Below are 17,391 nucleotides of genomic sequence, written 5' to 3' on the forward strand. Positions count from 1 at the left end.
ACGATCTCACAGCTTGATCACACTGAGGAAAACTGCTGATTCACTCACGCGCAACTTCACCCACCAGCACCACTGCCAAGCGTTCAGGATGGATGCGCCGCGCAAATGCCTCCCGAATCTGCTCCACCGTCACCGCCTCCACCCGCGCCCGAAACTGCGCGAGATAATCGAGCGGCAGGTGATAAAACCCAATCACTTCTAAATAGTTGATTAAACTGCTGTTGCTGGCGATCCGCAGCGGAAAACCGCCGGTTAAATTTTGTTTCGCAGCGGTCAATTGCGCCTCAGTCGGTCCGGTCGCAATGAAGCGCTGCAAGGTCTCCAGCAACACGGCACGCGCCTGTGACGCCTGCGCGGTCTTGGTTTGCAAGCCTAAGGTGAAACTGCCGAGCTGTGCCAGTGGCGAAAAGGCGCTGCTCACGCTGTAGGACAACCCGCGTTGCTCGCGGATTTCGTTCATCAACAGCGACACCAAACCGCTGCCGCCGAGAATGTGATTGCCGACATACAGCGGGAAATAGTCGGGATCACCGCGCCGCATTCCCGGCTGCCCCAGCAGCACCGTCGTTTGCGTGGCAGGAAATGGCAGCGTCGTGACCGCGCCGCTGGTCAATTCTGCGACGGGCGGCAGCGCCGCTGCCCGTTCACCGGATGGCAAACCGGCAGTCAAGCGCGTTGCCATCGCCTCAGCTTCAGCCCGATCCAGCGCCCCCACAATGGCGACCACCGCATTTCGTGCGTGATAATAACGAGCATGAAATGCCTGCAATTCCTCGCGGGTGAGCGCAGCAATCGTTGCCGCAGTGCCAGCCGGATCAGCGGCATAAGGATGGTCGCCAAAGATCGCCCGATTGAGCGCCTTTTGCGCGACACTTTTGGGCGATTCCTCCGCCTGCCGCAACCCAATCAGCCAGTTTTTCCGCACCCGTTCCCAATCCGCTGCCGGAAACGTCGGCGTCGTCACCACCGCCGTCAATGTTTCCAGCGCCGTCTCCAACGCGGGCTGCTGCGTCAGCGAGCGCAGCCCGATTGACGTGAGATCGCGGTCAGTCTCAACGCTGATCGCCGCGCCGATGACGGCAGTGCGCTCGGCGAGCGCATCGGCATCCCAACTGCCCGCGCCCTGCATCAACATTTTTGCGGTGACTGCCGCCAAACCCGCTTGAGTACCGTCGCGGGCGCTGCCGGCGTCAAACACGATGCTGACATCCACCATCGGAATCTCTGGCGCGGCGACAAACAGCACCCGCGCTCCGGTGGGCGTCTGCCACGTTTGAATCTCCGGTACAGCGGCTGCTGGCGCGGTCGTCAGCACCAGCGTGGCGGCAATCAGCGCCTGCGCAAACAACGTCAACGGGCGGGGCATTTGCAGCATGAGCGAGTCCTTGATGGTATGAAAGCGTTGTGTAATCAAACAGTTGGCAGTCATTAGCGCCGCCAGCAGGTGCCGGCGGTATTTCCGGTGGCAGCTCCGGTGACGCCGCGCTGTCCCATCTGGTTGACCGTGAAGGTGCCGCAGCCATCGCCAGCTTGCGAACCGGTGGGCGCGGCTTGCAAAGCAAAGGTCGTGGCGGTCGGTGTGCTGGTAAAACCAATGGTGTAGCGCGTTGCCATTTCGGCAGTATTACAACCGCTATTCGGCACTGCGCCCGCATAACTCGAATTGGCGGTATAGCGGCGCTCCATTCCTTGCGCAATTTCAATTAAACAAGAAGCGGCATTGCTGCGCCACGATTGGCGGACAGAATTCTGATAAGACGGATAGGCAATTGCGGACAAAATGCCGACGATGGCGACGGTAATCATCAATTCGATAAGGGTGAAGCCGTTGATTGCTGTTTTTTTCATAGTCACTCGTTGGTGATAACTAAATTGAGTTTGTTCGGAGCCGGTTGAAGAATTGACGGAAATAATCAAGGATTACGAATCATTCAGTGTTTCCTTAAACCGTCCCATATTCGACACCGCATTGCAAAACTAAAGTCCGCACAGTGGCGGACTTTTTTGCTGGGTTAAATTGGAATTAGCGGAGTTGCTGCCAGCTCATTCGACCTTGGTTGTTAGAATCGTTAAAAGTATCTTTAATTGTTCCTGAACCTGAACCTTCTCCGCCTGAACCTGAACCTTCTCCGCCTGAACCTGAACCTTCTCCGCCTGAACCTGAACCTTCTCCGCCTGGAATGTAATGCCTGTAGTTGTTGTTATCACCAATCAAAGTACGCGGCATATCCACGATTTCACCGATCTTCTGCCCGCTGACTGACAACTTTTTATCGCCGTCTTTTTTAACATATTCGCTTTCGCTACCATCTTTGCTAACCAGCATGATCTTGCTGTCGTCTGTGATGCGCAAGTTGTACACGACACCATCACGGACAATCACTCTATCAGCATCATTAAATTTTTTGTCATCATTGATATTGAAAGTGGCGTTAGTTGACGCGCCACCAGTAAACAAATCAACTTCAAAATACCAGCTATTGCCACCACCGACGATGCAAGGGTCGGTTGATTCAATTGGTACCCAACTAGTAAATGCTACGCGCCCACCGCCTGATAAAATTTGTGGACGCGCTGCAACCCGCTCACCTTCTTCTTTATTGATGGGTGAAATCAAATCTATAAACCAACCGCGTTTTTTCTCCCAATCCATTACGTTTTGTGAAAAGATTCGCCAAGTTTTTTCCTTTGGATCAGTTTTTAATGTTGACTCAAAATCAATCGTTTGTTTGAGAAGTGCGGTCTTATCAACGGCTGTGCCGTCAACCCAAATTGTCTGACCCGTAAAACCTTTTTTGAGTGTTGAATTATCCCAAATACCGTAAACACTTTGCACTGTACGACTGTGCACATCACCAGTACGCATATACTGACCAGTACCGAAATAAATCAAATAACCACCCAGTGGATGCGTACCGACTTCCACGGGTCCCGTAATGGGTTGCAATGTTGTCTCACCTTTAGCGTTGACATATTCTGCTTGAAAAACTTTAACCACTTCTCCAGTGCCAGTTAAATCAAAGCGCCACAAATTACCTTGGAGATCACCCGCATAAGCTCCCACAATTGTTTTTTGTGTATCGAAGATTAAATACGGAGCAGATAACCCATTGCTTGCTTCAGTAGAAGCCTGAATTTTTTCAATCACCGTGCCGTCTTTTAAGTTGACCACATATAGCCAAGCGCCAGTACCACTATCGTAACCATTGCCAAACACTGCTGCCCATTGCCCATTTTGCAAACGTCCAATCACCGGCGAGGAAGTCATTTGCCCAACCATATAACCAAGCTTGCTGTCATTAAATTCCCACAGAACTTTTTCGGCGCTGAATGCGTCAGGGTTAGTGACATCTAAAGCAAACACTGCTTTACCACCTGCGCCCAAGGTGCCAATTAAAATTGAGCGCCATGCTCCATCAACAAAAGCATCGCCAACATTAGGTGAACCATCCACAAAATCGCGGTGATCAGTGAAGGTTTTATAATCTAGGCTAGTGAGGCTTTTCAATTTTCCAAATAAAGCATTTGGGACATAAGCAAATTTCTCAGCACCGTCTGTGGCATCAAAACCATGCAACATGCCGTCATTCGCACCAACATAAATCATTGGCGTGCGTTCTTTATTGACACTGAGAAATGAAGTGTAGGTCTCTTTTTCGGTAGCAGCAGCAGGTAGATATTTATAACCAACGTTTTGAGGTTTACCAACATACAGCGGATCAGAATGCACAATATCGCCTAACAACGTGGTGCGAATCCGAAAACCAGTGAGACCCTCATCTTTCGATTCTTTACTTTGATCGCCGCGCAACCAATTAAATATAGTTTCATCGTTCGATAAATCGCCTTTTTGTGCGGTATTGAGTGTTGCCCAAGTGAATGCAATTCCTGCTGGGTCAGAATCATCATCTGGAGTGCCGTTCCAAGTGTAAATGTGACGCGCTGTCCAAGCCGGCATTGAATCTACTGCATCCCAAACTAAATCAGTATCATCGCCATAATTTATCAATTCCAGTGCTTTGACTTCGCCACTCCAATCGCTGGGATCAAATGCCACCTCATAAACCATCGTCTCACCATCAATCCGCGTCGAACTCGCGGCAGCAGTTGCTGCGGTTTCTTTACTGAGACTTAAGATTCTGGTAAAGGCTTCTTCGAGTTGATCTTGCAATTTTCCAGCATTCGTCACTAAAAAGTAGTTAGGCGATGCTTCACCTTTAGCCAACTTATCATTGCCTTCTGAACCATATTTTGCTGCATACCACAACGGATTTTCTAATACTGTGGCAACATTAGTTGCAGAGCTGGCGGTAAAGGTACGGGTTGCTGTTAATGGTAATGGAGTATCTGTTTCTGATATTCCGCAATCAGAAGGTGGTGATGCAACCGCACAACCTCCTGACGACACACCGGCTGGCGTATCAAGAAAATAATCAGGATCCTCACCAACACTTGTATCTTTATCCCGCACTTCTAAATACACGCCATCTTGAGTTGTTCCTGAAATCACATAACCCATGTGTTGCATGATGCCGCCGGCAGCGTATTCAGAATTTAAGTTAATAGTCAACGTATTGTCTGCATTGACTTTAACTTCATACACGACAATGGCATCCATATCGTGATCTGCGCCCTGTTCCACATCTTCATAATTAATACGGAATTTAATGGAAGGTCGTCCGCTATTGATGTTAGCGTTTTTATCTGAACCACCTGGATCAGTGTTAGCAAACTCTTCAATAAAAAAATCGACAATGCTGTTTGTCGGCTGAAATTTCACCTGTGCTGGATCGATACCAGAACCACCAACTGATTTTGCAAAGGGTACTAGCGTTACTTTTTTAGTACCCACCGGAATGATGATCTTTGGCAATGGTGACGCTAAAGCGACAGAAAATGTATTGATGTCTTGCTTATCTGCTAAATCAGCTCTGAGATCATTTTTAAACGCAAATCGCGCAATACCGGCCGAGTAGTAACCACCCTGCTTTGTAGGTTCAGACGGTGATAATCCTCGGATATTTCCTAAGCCAGTCACTGTTTTTGCAGTTGGCACACCAACAAAACTAGTGCTGCCGTTGACTTCACCAATGAAATGCAAACCTGATCCGCTGTTTTCAGCAGCCCAAATCGCATTTGCTTCAGTAGCGACATTTAACCCACTCATATCACCGCTAAAGCTCGCAAATACTGAACCGGGCACTTGATCGGTATCAAAGGAAGGATTCACGTCGCTGATCACTAACTGCGCACCGGGCGAACAATACAGCGAGGAATTAGCTTTATAAGGATCAACCCATACTGGTGCAGGTAAATCCATCGCCGACTTCGCAGGATCGCTTAAACTAACCTGCTCTTTACCGTCCTTTAAAGCTGGCATAAATACTGATGTTGCAGTGGTTTTACCAGAAAAATAACGCAAACTTTCATACATCATTTCCGCAATCGGATTACCCCAATCAGGAAATTTGCTGCCAGAACTCACCATCGGGCTGGTTGTCAACCAACCTCCATTGTAAGAATAATCTGTACCACTTTTGAAATCGACGATCCGAAATAAATCTAAAGTTTTTACAATACCAAGCAGATCTGTAAATACACCAGTTGCTGGATCAACTTCGCCAAGAATTGGATCCATTTCATTCATAAAACTTTCAATATTTTTGCGTAAAATACCGCCTTTCATATTATAGGCATGTGTGAATGATCCAGAAATTAACCCAAACAACATTTGATTATCTTTGCCGTATTCCTGTAATAATCCATCTGGTTTATAAGTCACGACATCTGGATTTGGATCAGTGTCAGTGTAAGGTTTACAATTAGAATCTAAATACTCGTCTTTACAAACCTGAACGCGGACAGTGTAATCTTCCATATCCGAAGCTGGAACATTTCTTCTGTAAGTTGAAACAACTAAATCAGCATATTTTTTAGTTGGTACCACTTCCCAAGTGTTGCTACTATCCGGTCCACTCCAGTATAAATTGTACTTATCCCCACCACCTCCTTCTTCATGTCTAAATTCAATTTCATGTTCACCGCTGCTCAGTTCTACTACTCCTTTACAATCATCATTTTGGGCAGTGCAGGCATTATAGGTATAACGTCCAAAAACTAAATCTCCGTCAATGAGCACTTCAGTTGCGTCATCACCATAGATTGAAAATTTATACTCTCCTGAAGTTACGATATTTAGTTTTCCTTTGAATATAGTGATGTAATTATCATCGCCGCCATAAGGGTTGCAATTGCTATTACATTCGATCCTACCATTCAGCGTAAAGTCAGGAGTTGATGGTGTGGGTAGAGCATTGCTTCCCATAAAGTTATTTGAGTTTGCTAAGAGCGCAATAAGAGTACTAAAAGCATCGTGATCTGCTGGTCGAGTATTATTGACCGTTGCTGTACTTTCACAGGCGTTGCCACTCTTAACACAGATTGTTCCTGCTACTGGTCTCTCAATCGCCACCCATTCCCAAATTCGATAATTGGAATTCGTCAACACCCGCATCAATGGTTTTTTACTGCTCTCGTTAGCAAGTGTGGTATTTGCAAACAGGTGACGAGTTCCTGCCGATGGTTGTGATAGCGGCGTATAATCAGAAATTTTATAATGATCATGCGCTTCGCTGAGATATTCCTTGCCCCAGCTATGCGCATCTTGTGGAATATAAGAACGCTCTAAAACAGTTAATGCGGTGGTATCAGTAGAACGTTTCCCGCCATACAGCACTTTTCTCAGTGCATCAATACGAGTAGTTGTAATATAGTTGAGAAAATCGCCGCTCCATTGCCCGGAGCATTTTTTAGTTGTCGTCTTGGAGACTGGAGTAAAAAGATCAGAACTGTAGTCGTAACAAAGATGCGAATCAAAATAGCCAAAATAATCAATAGCCTTTCCATCTTTATCTTTCATGTCGGGTTTATAACCAACATCTAAAATACCATCACCGCTTAAATCAGACGCATCGTTATAGGCTTCATAATAAAGCGTGTGATCTTTGCCCATAATTAACATGGTCAGCGGTGGCGCTGCCACATTACCGCCAGCAGCAAATAACGGGTATTGCGCAAGGTCTTCAGCGCGAACAAGCGTCAACGGTAACGAAAGAACGATACCGACTAAAAAAGCAAATACAGAGCGGTATTGAGCCAGATGGTTGCTATAGCTGTGCATGACGAATCTCCAATCAGCAGAATGTTTTCATTAACCAAAAGTGCCAATTTAACAAACAATATACAAAAGTTATTTGCGTTTATATCAGAGCTTATCAGAAGATAATGGGCGTCTAAAAATCGTTTCTAACACGACCACTGACGTTGCAATGGTGCCTTGTCCACGAGCTGTCACCCTGTAGCAATTCATTCCTGTATAACATTGTTCTGAGCATAATGTAGGATTTGAGAATGATGCAGGATCGGTTGGAGTTGCACTATAGGCACATCGAATGACATAAATTGGTTGAGCAGCCAGTTGCGGTGGCGGTACCCGTGGCGGAAGAGTAACAGAAACTGCATCAGTCCAATTACTATCATTATTTGAATCAGGCGCTACACTAGCCAATGACATTTCATTAAGATCAGTGTTGCCCGCAATAAAGTTCTCGGCTCGGCGCAATGCAACTTCTGCCGCTTGAAACGCAATGTTATGATCATTGGCGTTGCTTGCCATGCGTTCATCAAGACCGCCAGTTTGCATCGCAGCGATGCTCATTACCGTCATTAGCAACAAAAAAATCAAGCCAATCACTAATACCATGCCAGTTTGACTTTTACGCTTGTTCATCTCTATTAACCTTTACTTTATCCGATTACGCAACGCAATGGTGGCGCTAAACATTTGATAAATTCGACGATCAGTGGCAGTAAAAAAAGTACCGTCGTTTTTTTCAAAAGGCAGCGACATCGGCGTTTCCACTAAATTATTGTCAGTGCTGCCAACTATCAAATCGATCTTTATGGAAAACACTTGATCCCAGTCTAGCGGGACATTAACGTAATTATCAATTTGTCCGTCTCCCGTGTTATCAACTCCGTAACGCACCTGCATATCATAAACACATTCAATGAGTTCTTGAGCGTCTGAAGAATCGATCTTTTGATATAATCCAGGTTGTCCAGTAACACTACTTGGCGCAACATAATAGACATGATTAACGACGTAAGGATCGATCTCATCATCAGAATCATCAGGGCCAAAATCAGTATTAGGATCAGTATCATCTTTACCAGGCTTGAAATCAGACTCAGGGTCTAAATAACGAATTCCAATAACATCAGTATTTTTAGTGTAATCTCCTAAATTACTCCAATCTTTCCCTTTTTTATCATCTAAATGACTCCAAAAATTTGGGTCTTTACCAACTACTAACGTTGGTTTTGTGCCAACACCGTTCCAGCCCTTAATATAATCTTTTGGCGGCCAAGGATTTTCTTTGTTCGGCAAAAGTTTTGAACTTTTAAAATTTTGCAAGCCCGCCTGCCGTATGTCTTGTGCTAGATATTCAATTGCAAAGCGTCCATTTTCCTGCACTCGCGCCATCGCCGCACTTGCTTCATAACCGCGATTGTTACCAACGAATAACGCAATAACGCCAGCGGAAATAAAAGCGCCAATGCCCATTGCAATCATCAGCTCAACTAAAGTAAAGCCGCGCTGGAATTTGCTGCCGTGTAACTGAAAACTCACTGTTGACGTATTCATAATTCTGTCGTGAAATTAAATGAGTGATAAGTGTCTGCGCTGTCAGTTTGACCATCAAACCGAGTGTCATTCCAAGTCACCCTCACAGTAAATAAGTTTCCTGTTTGTGCAATGGTGCCGCTGCCATTCGGTAATAAACAGGCAAGCCGATTACCCCAAATTGTTAAATCAGCTTTTGCGACCGTGCTAGTGACTGAATAAGTTAAAGCTGAATTACAGGTCGCAGTAACGGAACCATTATAGCCTGCGGCACTAGCAGCCGTTCTATTTGCACGCATCGCATCAATGATTTCATAACTGAGGTTGACAGCTTGAAGCCGTAAATAAGACCCTTGCGTCATTTTTAAGGATACGCCTTGCAAACCCGCTACTCCCAACAAACCAACGGAAAGTACGAAGGATGCAATCATGACTTCAAGTAAAGTAAAGCCTTGTTGATAATGCCGATGTGCGCTCATGTGCATTTTGCTCCTGAGTCAATACGTAAACGCCCAATTATATTAAGTGTGATACAGCGTTTTTCTGGCGCAATAACAATAAAAATCGTTCCTGCACTGGCTTTACCTCTTGAATCAAAGCTAGCGCGGTCAACAAATACACTGTTACCGGTAATCACGACACCTGCACTTGTTGCCTGCCCCACGCGCAGTGGAATATCACCACTATCAAAAGCGCCATCACCATTATTATCAACAAAAACCATCCAGCCATCTTGCCAACTTGCGCTAGTAACGCAGGTTGGAGTGCTATCGCTAACATCATTAGATTTACACACCGTCACGGTTTTGCCGCGTGTCATCGCTTCTGAACGCGCATATTGCAAAGAACTGCTGAGTTGATTGGTGATCGCAGCGATGCGGTTGGTGCGGGTAAAGGTTTGGAAACTTGGGATCGCCACCGACATTAAAATAGCGGCAATCGAGAGGGTAATCATCACTTCAATCAGGGAGAAGCCCGCGCTTGAGCGTCGCGGTAATACTGCAAGCGGTGGGAACGCGCTGGAGGTGAACATCAGTCTTCTTCCGTTGGTGGCACAAGCGGTGATTTAAGAAGATACAACTATCTTAGACGAGATGTTGCCAATAAATGCGAACTATCACGCAAATTGACACATTGGTCTGCCGCTATTGCAATGGCGACGCTGGCGACTGTCAGCAGTATCACGATTGATGACGGCGGCGCGTTAAATATCAACAATGATTCAAGCCGTCAAGGTAACATGTCCGCTGTGCCGCCGTCATGGTGCCAACATTCATCTCATTCGGTCATTGAAGCAAATGCACACGCAAATACTTGATGCTTTCTCCAATCTCGCCATCTGGTCGCCGATTACTTCGGGGCAAGCGCAATTAACTTTGACGCCCAACACCAGCGCGGCTGCGCCTGCAATGCAGCTTGATTTTGATTTTGCTGGTGGCGGCGGTTTTGTAGTGGCGCGGCGCGAGTTGTCATTACAATTGCCAGACAGTTATGCGTTTTTATTAGACATTCGTACTGCCGCGCCAGCGAATGCGTTTGAATTCAAGTTAATTGATCCAAGTGGTGCAAATGTATGGCGCTATCGGGATGAACATTTTAACTTTTTAACTGACTGGCACACCTTGCGCATTCCCAATCGTGCGATTGAATTCGGCTGGGGGCCTGCTGGTGGCGGCAGCGCGGGCGCGATTGGCGCGATTGAGATTGTGATTGCTGCCGGCCCGGGCGGACAAGGGCAAGTGTGGCTTGCCAATCTCCGGCTCGAAGATCGCACGCCGTCGCAACTGCCGCTGTTGTGCGCCAGCAGTGGCGATCCCGCCGCCGCGCTGGACGGCAAGGCGACGACTTGTTGGCGACCTGAGCAGGTGCCGGCGCAGTTGACCGTTGATTTTCAAGAAGAACGCGATTTTGGCGGGCTGCTGCTGCACTGGGAGACGACGGCGGCGCGGGAGTTTGCGGTTCACACCAGCGCCGATGGCAGCACTTGGTGCGAACGCTACACCGCGCCTCATGCCGCTGGGCGCTGCAATCCGGTCTATTTGCCCAACAGCAGTGCGCGTTATTTGCGCCTGACCGTCGCTGCGCCAGCCGGAGCGCCGCTGCCCGGCTTGATCGCGCTGGAGTTGCAGCCGGACGCCTTTGCCCGTTCTCAGCATGATTTTTTTCATCACCTCGCGGCAGCGGCACCGCGTGGGCGGTATCCGCGCTGGCTGTCACGCGAGCAAAGTTATTGGACGCCGGTGGATGTGCCAGATGGCGCAGTGGCGGCACTATTTAATGAAGATGGCGCGGTGGAGGTGACTCGCGCTGGCTGCATGATTGAACCGTTGCTCACGGTCAGCACGGCGACGGGAACGCAGGTGGTGACGTGGGCGGATTGCGAGATTCAGCCTGCGTTGCTGACGCCACCGTTGCCGATTCCGCAATCGCGGTGGCACTGGCGCGAGGGCGAGATGGCGCTGGAATTGACTGTGACTGCGTGCGCCAGCCGTGAAATCCCCGAAATCCCACAAATCCCCCCCAGCCCCCCTTTTTCAAAGGGGGGAGATGAAGAGGTGCCTTTTTCAAAGGGGGGAGATGAGGAAAGCCCCCCTTTGGAAAAGGGGGGTTGGGGGGATTTGAGATCGGGCAGTTGGGGGGATTTAAGTTCAAACATCTGGCTCAACCTGCGTTATCACCTGCAAAATCAAGGCACTACTCCGCTGCAAATCGGCATTCATGCCGCGCTGCGTCCGTTTCAAGTTTCCCCAGCATGGCAAGGCTGGCGCGACATCGGCGGCGTGAGTCCGATCCGCGAGCTGGCGTGGCGCGACGGCGCAGTCTGGGTCAATGGCGCACTGACGCTGGTGCCGCTCACTGCGCCGAGTGGTTTTGGCGCAGCCGCGTTTGATGAAGGTTTGATCAGCGATTACCTCGCCGCAGCCACGCTGCCAACCGCGCAGACCGTCAGCGATCCGTTTGGATTTGCCTCCGGCGCACTGCGGTTTGATGTGACGCTCGCGCCGGGTGCAGCCGCTGAAGTGCTGCTCACCGCGCCGATGACGCCCGCGCTGGAACGTCCGACCAACTGGCAGCCAGCGCCATTTGCTCATGCCCAAAAGCAGTGGTCAGCCGCGCTCAACGCCGTCAGCTTTGAACTGCCGCCCGCTGCGCTGGAGTATTTCCACGCCTGCCAAGGTGCGCTGGCACATATTTTGATGACCCGCGACGGCGCGGCGCTGCAACCCGGCGCTCGCCGCTACACGCGCTCATGGATTCGAGACGGCGCGGGGATGGTGGCGGCATTGCTGCGGTTCGGGCGAGCGCCAGAAGCGGCAGCATTCATCCGCTGGTACGCGCCGTTTCAAGCGCCAGACGGCAATGTGCCCTGTTGCGTCGATGCGACTGGTGCCGATTGGTTGCCAGAACACGACAGTCACGGGCAATTGATTTTTGTCGTCGCCGAGTATTACCGCTTCACCGGCGACCGCCAGTTGGTGGCTGAGTTGTGGCCAGCGGTGCAACGCGCTGTTGCGTATCTCCAACACTTGCGAGCGCAGCGGTTGACTGCCGATTATCAAAACGGCGCTTGCTTCGGCTTACTGCCAGAATCCGTCAGCCACGAGGGTTATTTGGCACATCCGGTGCATTCGTACTGGGATGATTTTTGGGCGCTGCGCGGCTTAAAAGACGCCGTGCAATTGGCGCAGGTCATGGCGGAGACCGCGCTGGCGCAAGAATGGACGGCATTGCACGATGATTTTGCCGCCACACTTCACGCCTCGCTGGCCTGCACGATGCGCGAGCGCGAGATTGAATTTTTGCCCGGCTCGGTGGAATGGGCCGATCCCGATCCGACGGCGACCGCCAACGCGCTGACCTTGATTGACGATTTACACGCGCTGCCGAATGCCGTGCTCCAGCGCAGCTTTGATTTATTTATGGAACGCTTTCGCGCCATGCACGGCGCAAATCCGGTGGCGTGGACGAATTACACGCCCTATGAAATCCGCATCATCGGCGCGTTGGTGCGACTGGATCGCCGCGACGAAGCCCATGAATTAGCGCAGTTTTTTCTGTCCGAACGGCGTCCACCGGTGTGGAATCAATGGCCAGAAATTGCGTGGCGCGACCCGCAAGCGCCCGGACATCAAGGCGATTTGCCGCACACTTGGATCAGCGCGGAATACTGCCTCGTTTTTCGTGATCTCTTTGTTTACGAACGGGAAATTGATCAGGCGCTGGTGATTGGCGCGGGGATTCCGGCGGCGTGGCTGGCGGCTGGCGCAATCGTGATTCACGGCTTGCCGACTGCGTATGGCATTCTGAATCTCGCGCTGCGACCTGCAAATGATGGCACCATTACCGCGCAAGTAAATGGTGATTTTCATTTACCGCCGGGCGGGATTCAATTCGCACTGCCAGCAGAATATACATTGACGGTGATTCAAATAGAACCTACACATGAACTGCACCATGAATAATAAACCAATGCCTTGGTTAGTCGTATTATTGACGCTGATGAGCGCAACAGTTGCGGCGGAAGAATCCTTTTTGCCGAATATGCAACGCGCCCCCAAAGAAGTCATCACTGACCACGCACTGCCGGAAGATCAAGTGCCATTGCCGGCATGGCCGCGTGATGCGGATTTATTAGAATTAACGCTCGATGGCGCAGCGTCGCCATTTCGTTATTTCATAGATCGCCAGCAACTCTTAATTGATAAAAATGGCGTCGTGCGCTACGTCATCGTAATTGAAAGCCGCAACGGCGGACGCAATGTTGCTTATGAGGGCATTCGTTGCAGCGCCAAAGGTCAAGCCAAAACATTCGCTTATGGCGCGAGCAATCAATTCGTCGTTTTAACTGACGCGCAATGGGAGCCGCTCGCCACTTCTGCCAGCTTATACTATCAACAAGAATTGTGGCGCTTTCACTTTTGCAATGCGCTTGAATTCCGCCCGCGCCCTAAAACCGATATTCTCTACAGCCTCACGGCGCAACGCGCCCATTGACAAAACGTTGTGATTGATTATGAACAACCCCTTACTCACGCTTTCCGAATTACCCGCATTTACTGCCATTCGCCCCGAACATATTGAACCAGCATTGGATGCGCAATTGGCAGCGTGTCGCGCTTGTATTGCGGATTTAACCGCAACTGTGACTGCGCCAACGTGGGAAAACTTTATTGAACCATTAGATGAAGCGGATGATCGCTTAAATCGCAGTTGGTCGCCGGTGGGTCATTTGAATGGCGTGCTCAATTCTGAAGAACTGCGGTTGGCGTATAACGCTTGTTTACCAAAACTGAGCGCGTATGGCACCGAAGTTGGACAAAATGAAGCCTTATTTCATGCGTATCAAAGCATCGCAGCGCAGGATGATTTGAATACGGCACAACGCCAAGTCATTGATAACGCGCTGCGTGATTTTCATTTGTCTGGCGTTGCATTACCCGCTGACAAAAAGGCGCGTTATAAAGCCATCAATCAGGAATTATCACAATTAACCAGCACCTTTGCTGAGAACGTGCTGGATGCCACCAATGCGTGGAGCAAGTTAATCACTGATTCCGCGCAATTATCGGGCTTGCCAGAATCAGCATTGGGATTAGCGCGACAAAATGCGGCACAACACGGAGAAGACGGTTGGCGCTTTACTTTAGACATGCCATCTTATTTGCCAATAATGATGTATGCCGATGATCGAGAATTGCGGTTTGAATGTTATCAAGCCTTTTGCACTCGCGCTTCTGAGCAAGGACCACACGCTGGACAATGGGATAACAGTGACAATTTAGAGCGCATTTTAGCGTTGCGGCATGAATTAGCGCAATTATTGGGTTTTGCCAATTACGCCGAGCGTTCATTAGCGACCAAGATGGCGCGTTCACCTGCTGAAGTATTGGCATTTCTCAATGATTTAGCGCAGCGTTCCGTATTGCAGGCGCGACGTGAATTGGCAGAATTAACTGCATTTGCGCAAGAGCATTATGGCGTCGCGGTGTTGGAACCTTGGGATATTGCTTATTACGCTGAAAAGCTGCGCGTAGCGCGTTATCAAATCAGCCAAGAAGAATTACGCCCTTATTTCTCTTTGTCGCGGGTATTATCTGGTTTATTTAGCGTAGTAGAGCGACTGTTTGGAATTCGTGTGCAGGAAGTCACCGACTTTGAAACCTATCATCCTGATGTGCGCTTTTTTGAAATTATAGACAGCGATTCCAAGCAAATACGCGGACAGTTTTATCTTGATCCTTTTGCGCGGCAACAAAAACGCGGCGGGGCATGGATGGATGTGTGCGTGAATCGCTTGCGCAATTCACAGAGAGAACAACTTCCGGTGGCGTATTTGGTGTGCAATTTTCCGCCACCAGTGGGCAATACGCCGTCACTTTTAACGCATCAAGATGTACAAACGTTGTTTCACGAATTCGGGCACGGGCTGCATCATTTATTAACAAAAATTGATTATCCCTGTGTAGCCGGTATTAACGGCGTTCCTTGGGATGCGGTTGAATTGCCGAGTCAGTTTTTGGAGAATTGGTGCTGGGAGCGCGAATCGCTGGATTTATTCGCAACGCATTGGGAAACTGGCGCGGCGCTGCCTGCTGAATTATTCGAGCGCATGATTGCAGCTAAGAATTTTCAATCGGCAATGCAGATGGTGCGGCAATTGGAATTTGCGTTATTTGATTTTCGGGTGCATTTAGAATATGACCCAGCTTGCGGGGCGCAGATTCCCGCATTGATTGCGCAAGTGCGCGAACAAGTTGCCGTGATTCAACCACCGGCATTTAATCGTTTTGCGCACAGTTTTTCCCATATTTTTGCTGGCGGTTATGCAGCAGGATATTACAGCTATAAATGGGCGGAAGTGTTATCTGCTGATGCGTTTTCGCTCTTTGAAGAACAGGGCGTATTTAATGCAGCAACGGGACGTGCTTTTTGCCAACACATTCTTGAGCGCGGAGGTTCTGAGGCGGCGATGAATTTGTATATTCAATTTCGCGGACGTGAACCGAATACAGAAGCGTTATTGCGACGTACTGGGATAGCTGCGTAACTGTTGCGTTATTTAGACAGCGCATGAGGTGTATGATTGAGCATTGTTTTTGAATGGAACACTCATAAAGCAATTATCAATGTTGAAAAACATGGTGTTTGTTTTAGTGAAGCGATCACCATCTTTAACGATCCTTTAGCAAAGATTTTTACAGATGTATGGCATTCACAAAATGAACACCGTGAAATCATTATTGGTCATTGTAGAGATGAAAGATTGTGCCTAGTTGTTTTTACTGCAATTAGCGATGATCGCTATCGAATAATCAGTGCTCGCATTGCGACACCAAAGGAGCAACGTTGTTATGAACAGCAGATTAGATGATATGTTGTCGGAGTATGAATTTGACTATTCACTTGCGCAGCCAAATCGTTTTGCAACACAAACAACGGTTGCAGTGGCATTACAAGAAGATGTGTTGTCATATCTTGAGGCGCTGGCTTTAATTAAGGGATTGCCACTGGGTACCATAGTCAATGATCTGTTAAAAAAAGACATTGAATTGATTAAAGCAGTGACTGTATAAAACATCTTCGCTTTGAAAAAAGTTGGCAGTTGTCAACAAAGTGACAGCAATTGATGATGTAACAATTGCTGCTTCACACACCTAAAATCACTTTTAAGAATCTCATCTATGCGAATAATGAAACCACCTATGACGCCACCATTCACTCCTTGGCTTTTAATGCTGACGGCGGTGTTATTTTCTGGCTGCGCCACCAAAAGCGTTAATAACGATTGGAGTCAACAGCGCAAAGAAGTTGTGCAAAACGGTTTAGCACAAATTGGTACGCCGTATGTGTATGGCGGTAAAAATCCTAATACGGGTTTTGATTGCAGTGGTTTGACGCAATATGTACATCAAGCGGCGGGAGTCTCTATTCCGCGTATGGCACGCGAACAACAACGCGCTGCTAAACCATTAAAAACAGGAATTCCGCGTCCCGGCGATATGGTGTTTTTTGAAACGAAACCGGGTGTTTATCATGTCGGTTTAATGGTCGATCAAGATCGGTTTGTTCACGCTTCCACATCGCGCCAGCAGGTGAAGATTGACCGCTTGAAAACACCATATTGGACGGCGCGTTATCTGGGTGCGGGCACTTATCTCAACTGACCGCTACAACGCAGGTGACTCGTATTTTTTGCGCGCCTGTAGCACAATGTCAGACGCCTTCCGGCTGCTGGCTGGAAGTGTTGCAGAACCCATAACCGTATCGATTATTTTTAGGAGTGACATCAATGTCCGATCAGCCAATCAGTCAAAGCCGTCGTGATGCCGTTAAAGTGATGTTGGGCACCGCAGTTGCGATCCCGATGATCAACTTAGTCGGCTTTGGCACTGCTCACGCTGCTGCGCCAGCCAACGCCGTGACGCCTGATGACCCCACCGCACAAGCATTGAAGTACAGCCAAGATGCAACGCAGTCGATTCGTGATAGCGCCGCTCGTCCAGGTGCGCCGACCGGCGAACAACATTGTGCAACCTGCATGTTCATGCTGGCTGACCAAGGCGAAGGCGATTGGAAAGGCTGCTCGCTGTTCCCCGGCAAGTTGATTAACGTCAACGGCTGGTGTACTTCCTGGACGCTGAAGGCTGGCTAAGTTTTCGCTGCCACGCTTCTCCAAAGCGAGTTCAAAAACGGGGCCGCTGGTC

General features: G+C 48.9%; 14 protein-coding genes. 7 read left to right on the forward strand and 7 right to left on the reverse strand.

Annotation, left to right across the window (positions count from 1 at the left end; all coding sequences use genetic code 11):
* Nucleotides 1–40: 40 nt before the first annotated feature.
* The 7 genes from CKO12_RS00845 to CKO12_RS00875 all read right to left on the reverse strand — a co-directional run bounded on the left by CKO12_RS00845 (nt 41) and on the right by CKO12_RS00875 (nt 9,719).
* Nucleotides 41–1,375 (reverse strand): M16 family metallopeptidase, encoded by a 1,335-nt coding sequence (locus CKO12_RS00845; RefSeq protein WP_200152841.1) that lies wholly within the window; start codon nt 1,373–1,375, stop codon nt 41–43.
* Nucleotides 1,376–1,428: 53 nt separating this feature from the next.
* A complete protein-coding gene (locus tag CKO12_RS00850) occupies nt 1,429–1,848 on the reverse strand; it encodes a type IV pilin protein (protein ID WP_200152842.1) in 420 nt (139 codons plus the stop codon).
* Nucleotides 1,849–2,023: 175 nt separating this feature from the next.
* Complete coding sequence (locus CKO12_RS00855; RefSeq protein ID WP_200152843.1) at nt 2,024–7,180, reverse strand: PilC/PilY family type IV pilus protein; 5,157 nt, start codon at nt 7,178–7,180, stop codon at nt 2,024–2,026.
* Nucleotides 7,181–7,264: 84 nt separating this feature from the next.
* The gene (locus CKO12_RS00860) at nt 7,265–7,789 is read right to left on the reverse strand and encodes a pilus assembly PilX family protein (protein WP_200152844.1); all 525 of its coding nucleotides are present in this window, start codon (nt 7,787–7,789) and stop codon (nt 7,265–7,267) included.
* Between the two features lie 12 nt (nt 7,790–7,801).
* Nucleotides 7,802–8,707, reverse strand: coding sequence for a PilW family protein (locus tag CKO12_RS00865; protein WP_200152963.1), 906 nt, complete (start codon nt 8,705–8,707; stop codon nt 7,802–7,804).
* Nucleotides 8,704–9,165, reverse strand: a complete 462-nt coding sequence (pilV, locus tag CKO12_RS00870) for a type IV pilus modification protein PilV (protein WP_200152845.1) — start codon at nt 9,163–9,165, stop codon at nt 8,704–8,706. Before pilV ends, CKO12_RS00865 begins: the two co-directional genes overlap by 4 nt.
* Complete coding sequence (locus tag CKO12_RS00875; protein ID WP_200152846.1) at nt 9,162–9,719, reverse strand: GspH/FimT family pseudopilin; 558 nt, start codon at nt 9,717–9,719, stop codon at nt 9,162–9,164. The genes pilV and CKO12_RS00875 overlap by 4 nt, the downstream gene beginning before the upstream one ends.
* Before the next feature lie 265 nt (nt 9,720–9,984).
* On the opposite strand from CKO12_RS00875, the gene CKO12_RS14805 reads away from it, so the two are divergent.
* From CKO12_RS14805 to CKO12_RS00910, 7 genes are all read left to right on the forward strand, one after another.
* The gene (locus CKO12_RS14805) at nt 9,985–13,149 is read left to right on the forward strand and encodes a discoidin domain-containing protein (protein ID WP_242466137.1); all 3,165 of its coding nucleotides are present in this window, start codon (nt 9,985–9,987) and stop codon (nt 13,147–13,149) included.
* The gene (locus CKO12_RS00885) at nt 13,142–13,681 is read left to right on the forward strand and encodes a CNP1-like family protein (protein WP_200152847.1); all 540 of its coding nucleotides are present in this window, start codon (nt 13,142–13,144) and stop codon (nt 13,679–13,681) included. The genes CKO12_RS14805 and CKO12_RS00885 overlap by 8 nt, the downstream gene beginning before the upstream one ends.
* A gap of 19 nt (nt 13,682–13,700) precedes the next feature.
* The gene (gene prlC / locus CKO12_RS00890; protein WP_200152848.1) at nt 13,701–15,734 is read left to right on the forward strand and encodes an oligopeptidase A; all 2,034 of its coding nucleotides are present in this window, start codon (nt 13,701–13,703) and stop codon (nt 15,732–15,734) included.
* A 36-nt stretch (nt 15,735–15,770) separates the two neighbouring features.
* Nucleotides 15,771–16,058, forward strand: coding sequence for a BrnT family toxin (locus CKO12_RS00895; protein WP_207146200.1), 288 nt, complete (start codon nt 15,771–15,773; stop codon nt 16,056–16,058).
* A complete protein-coding gene (locus CKO12_RS00900) occupies nt 16,039–16,260 on the forward strand; it encodes a hypothetical protein (RefSeq protein ID WP_200152849.1) in 222 nt (73 codons plus the stop codon). The genes CKO12_RS00895 and CKO12_RS00900 overlap by 20 nt, the downstream gene beginning before the upstream one ends.
* Nucleotides 16,261–16,377: 117 nt before the next feature.
* Nucleotides 16,378–16,851, forward strand: a complete 474-nt coding sequence (locus CKO12_RS00905) for a C40 family peptidase (RefSeq protein ID WP_242466138.1) — start codon at nt 16,378–16,380, stop codon at nt 16,849–16,851.
* Nucleotides 16,852–16,976: 125 nt separating this feature from the next.
* A complete protein-coding gene (locus CKO12_RS00910) occupies nt 16,977–17,339 on the forward strand; it encodes a high-potential iron-sulfur protein (RefSeq protein ID WP_200152851.1) in 363 nt (120 codons plus the stop codon).
* Nucleotides 17,340–17,391 lie beyond the last annotated feature (52 nt).

It is taken from the genome of Chromatium okenii, from assembly GCF_016583745.1.
Taxonomy (GTDB): domain Bacteria; phylum Pseudomonadota; class Gammaproteobacteria; order Chromatiales; family Chromatiaceae; genus Chromatium; species Chromatium okenii.

Coding starts and splice junctions, on each gene's coding strand:
- CKO12_RS00845 (WP_200152841.1), bottom strand. CDS start 1,375: ATGCTGCAAATGCCCCGCCCGTTGACGTTGTTTGCGCAGGCGCTGATT.
- pilV (WP_200152845.1), bottom strand. CDS start 9,165: ATGAGCGCACATCGGCATTATCAACAAGGCTTTACTTTACTTGAAGTC.
- CKO12_RS00850 (WP_200152842.1), bottom strand. CDS start 1,848: ATGAAAAAAACAGCAATCAACGGCTTCACCCTTATCGAATTGATGATT.
- CKO12_RS00910 (WP_200152851.1), top strand. CDS start 16,977: ATGTCCGATCAGCCAATCAGTCAAAGCCGTCGTGATGCCGTTAAAGTG.
- CKO12_RS00855 (WP_200152843.1), bottom strand. CDS start 7,180: ATGCACAGCTATAGCAACCATCTGGCTCAATACCGCTCTGTATTTGCT.
- CKO12_RS00860 (WP_200152844.1), bottom strand. CDS start 7,789: ATGAACAAGCGTAAAAGTCAAACTGGCATGGTATTAGTGATTGGCTTG.
- prlC (WP_200152848.1), top strand. CDS start 13,701: ATGAACAACCCCTTACTCACGCTTTCCGAATTACCCGCATTTACTGCC.
- CKO12_RS00865 (WP_200152963.1), bottom strand. CDS start 8,707: ATGAATACGTCAACAGTGAGTTTTCAGTTACACGGCAGCAAATTCCAG.
- CKO12_RS14805 (WP_242466137.1), top strand. CDS start 9,985: ATGCACACGCAAATACTTGATGCTTTCTCCAATCTCGCCATCTGGTCG.
- CKO12_RS00875 (WP_200152846.1), bottom strand. CDS start 9,719: ATGTTCACCTCCAGCGCGTTCCCACCGCTTGCAGTATTACCGCGACGC.
- CKO12_RS00905 (WP_242466138.1), top strand. CDS start 16,378: ATGAAACCACCTATGACGCCACCATTCACTCCTTGGCTTTTAATGCTG.
- CKO12_RS00900 (WP_200152849.1), top strand. CDS start 16,039: ATGAACAGCAGATTAGATGATATGTTGTCGGAGTATGAATTTGACTAT.
- CKO12_RS00885 (WP_200152847.1), top strand. CDS start 13,142: ATGAATAATAAACCAATGCCTTGGTTAGTCGTATTATTGACGCTGATG.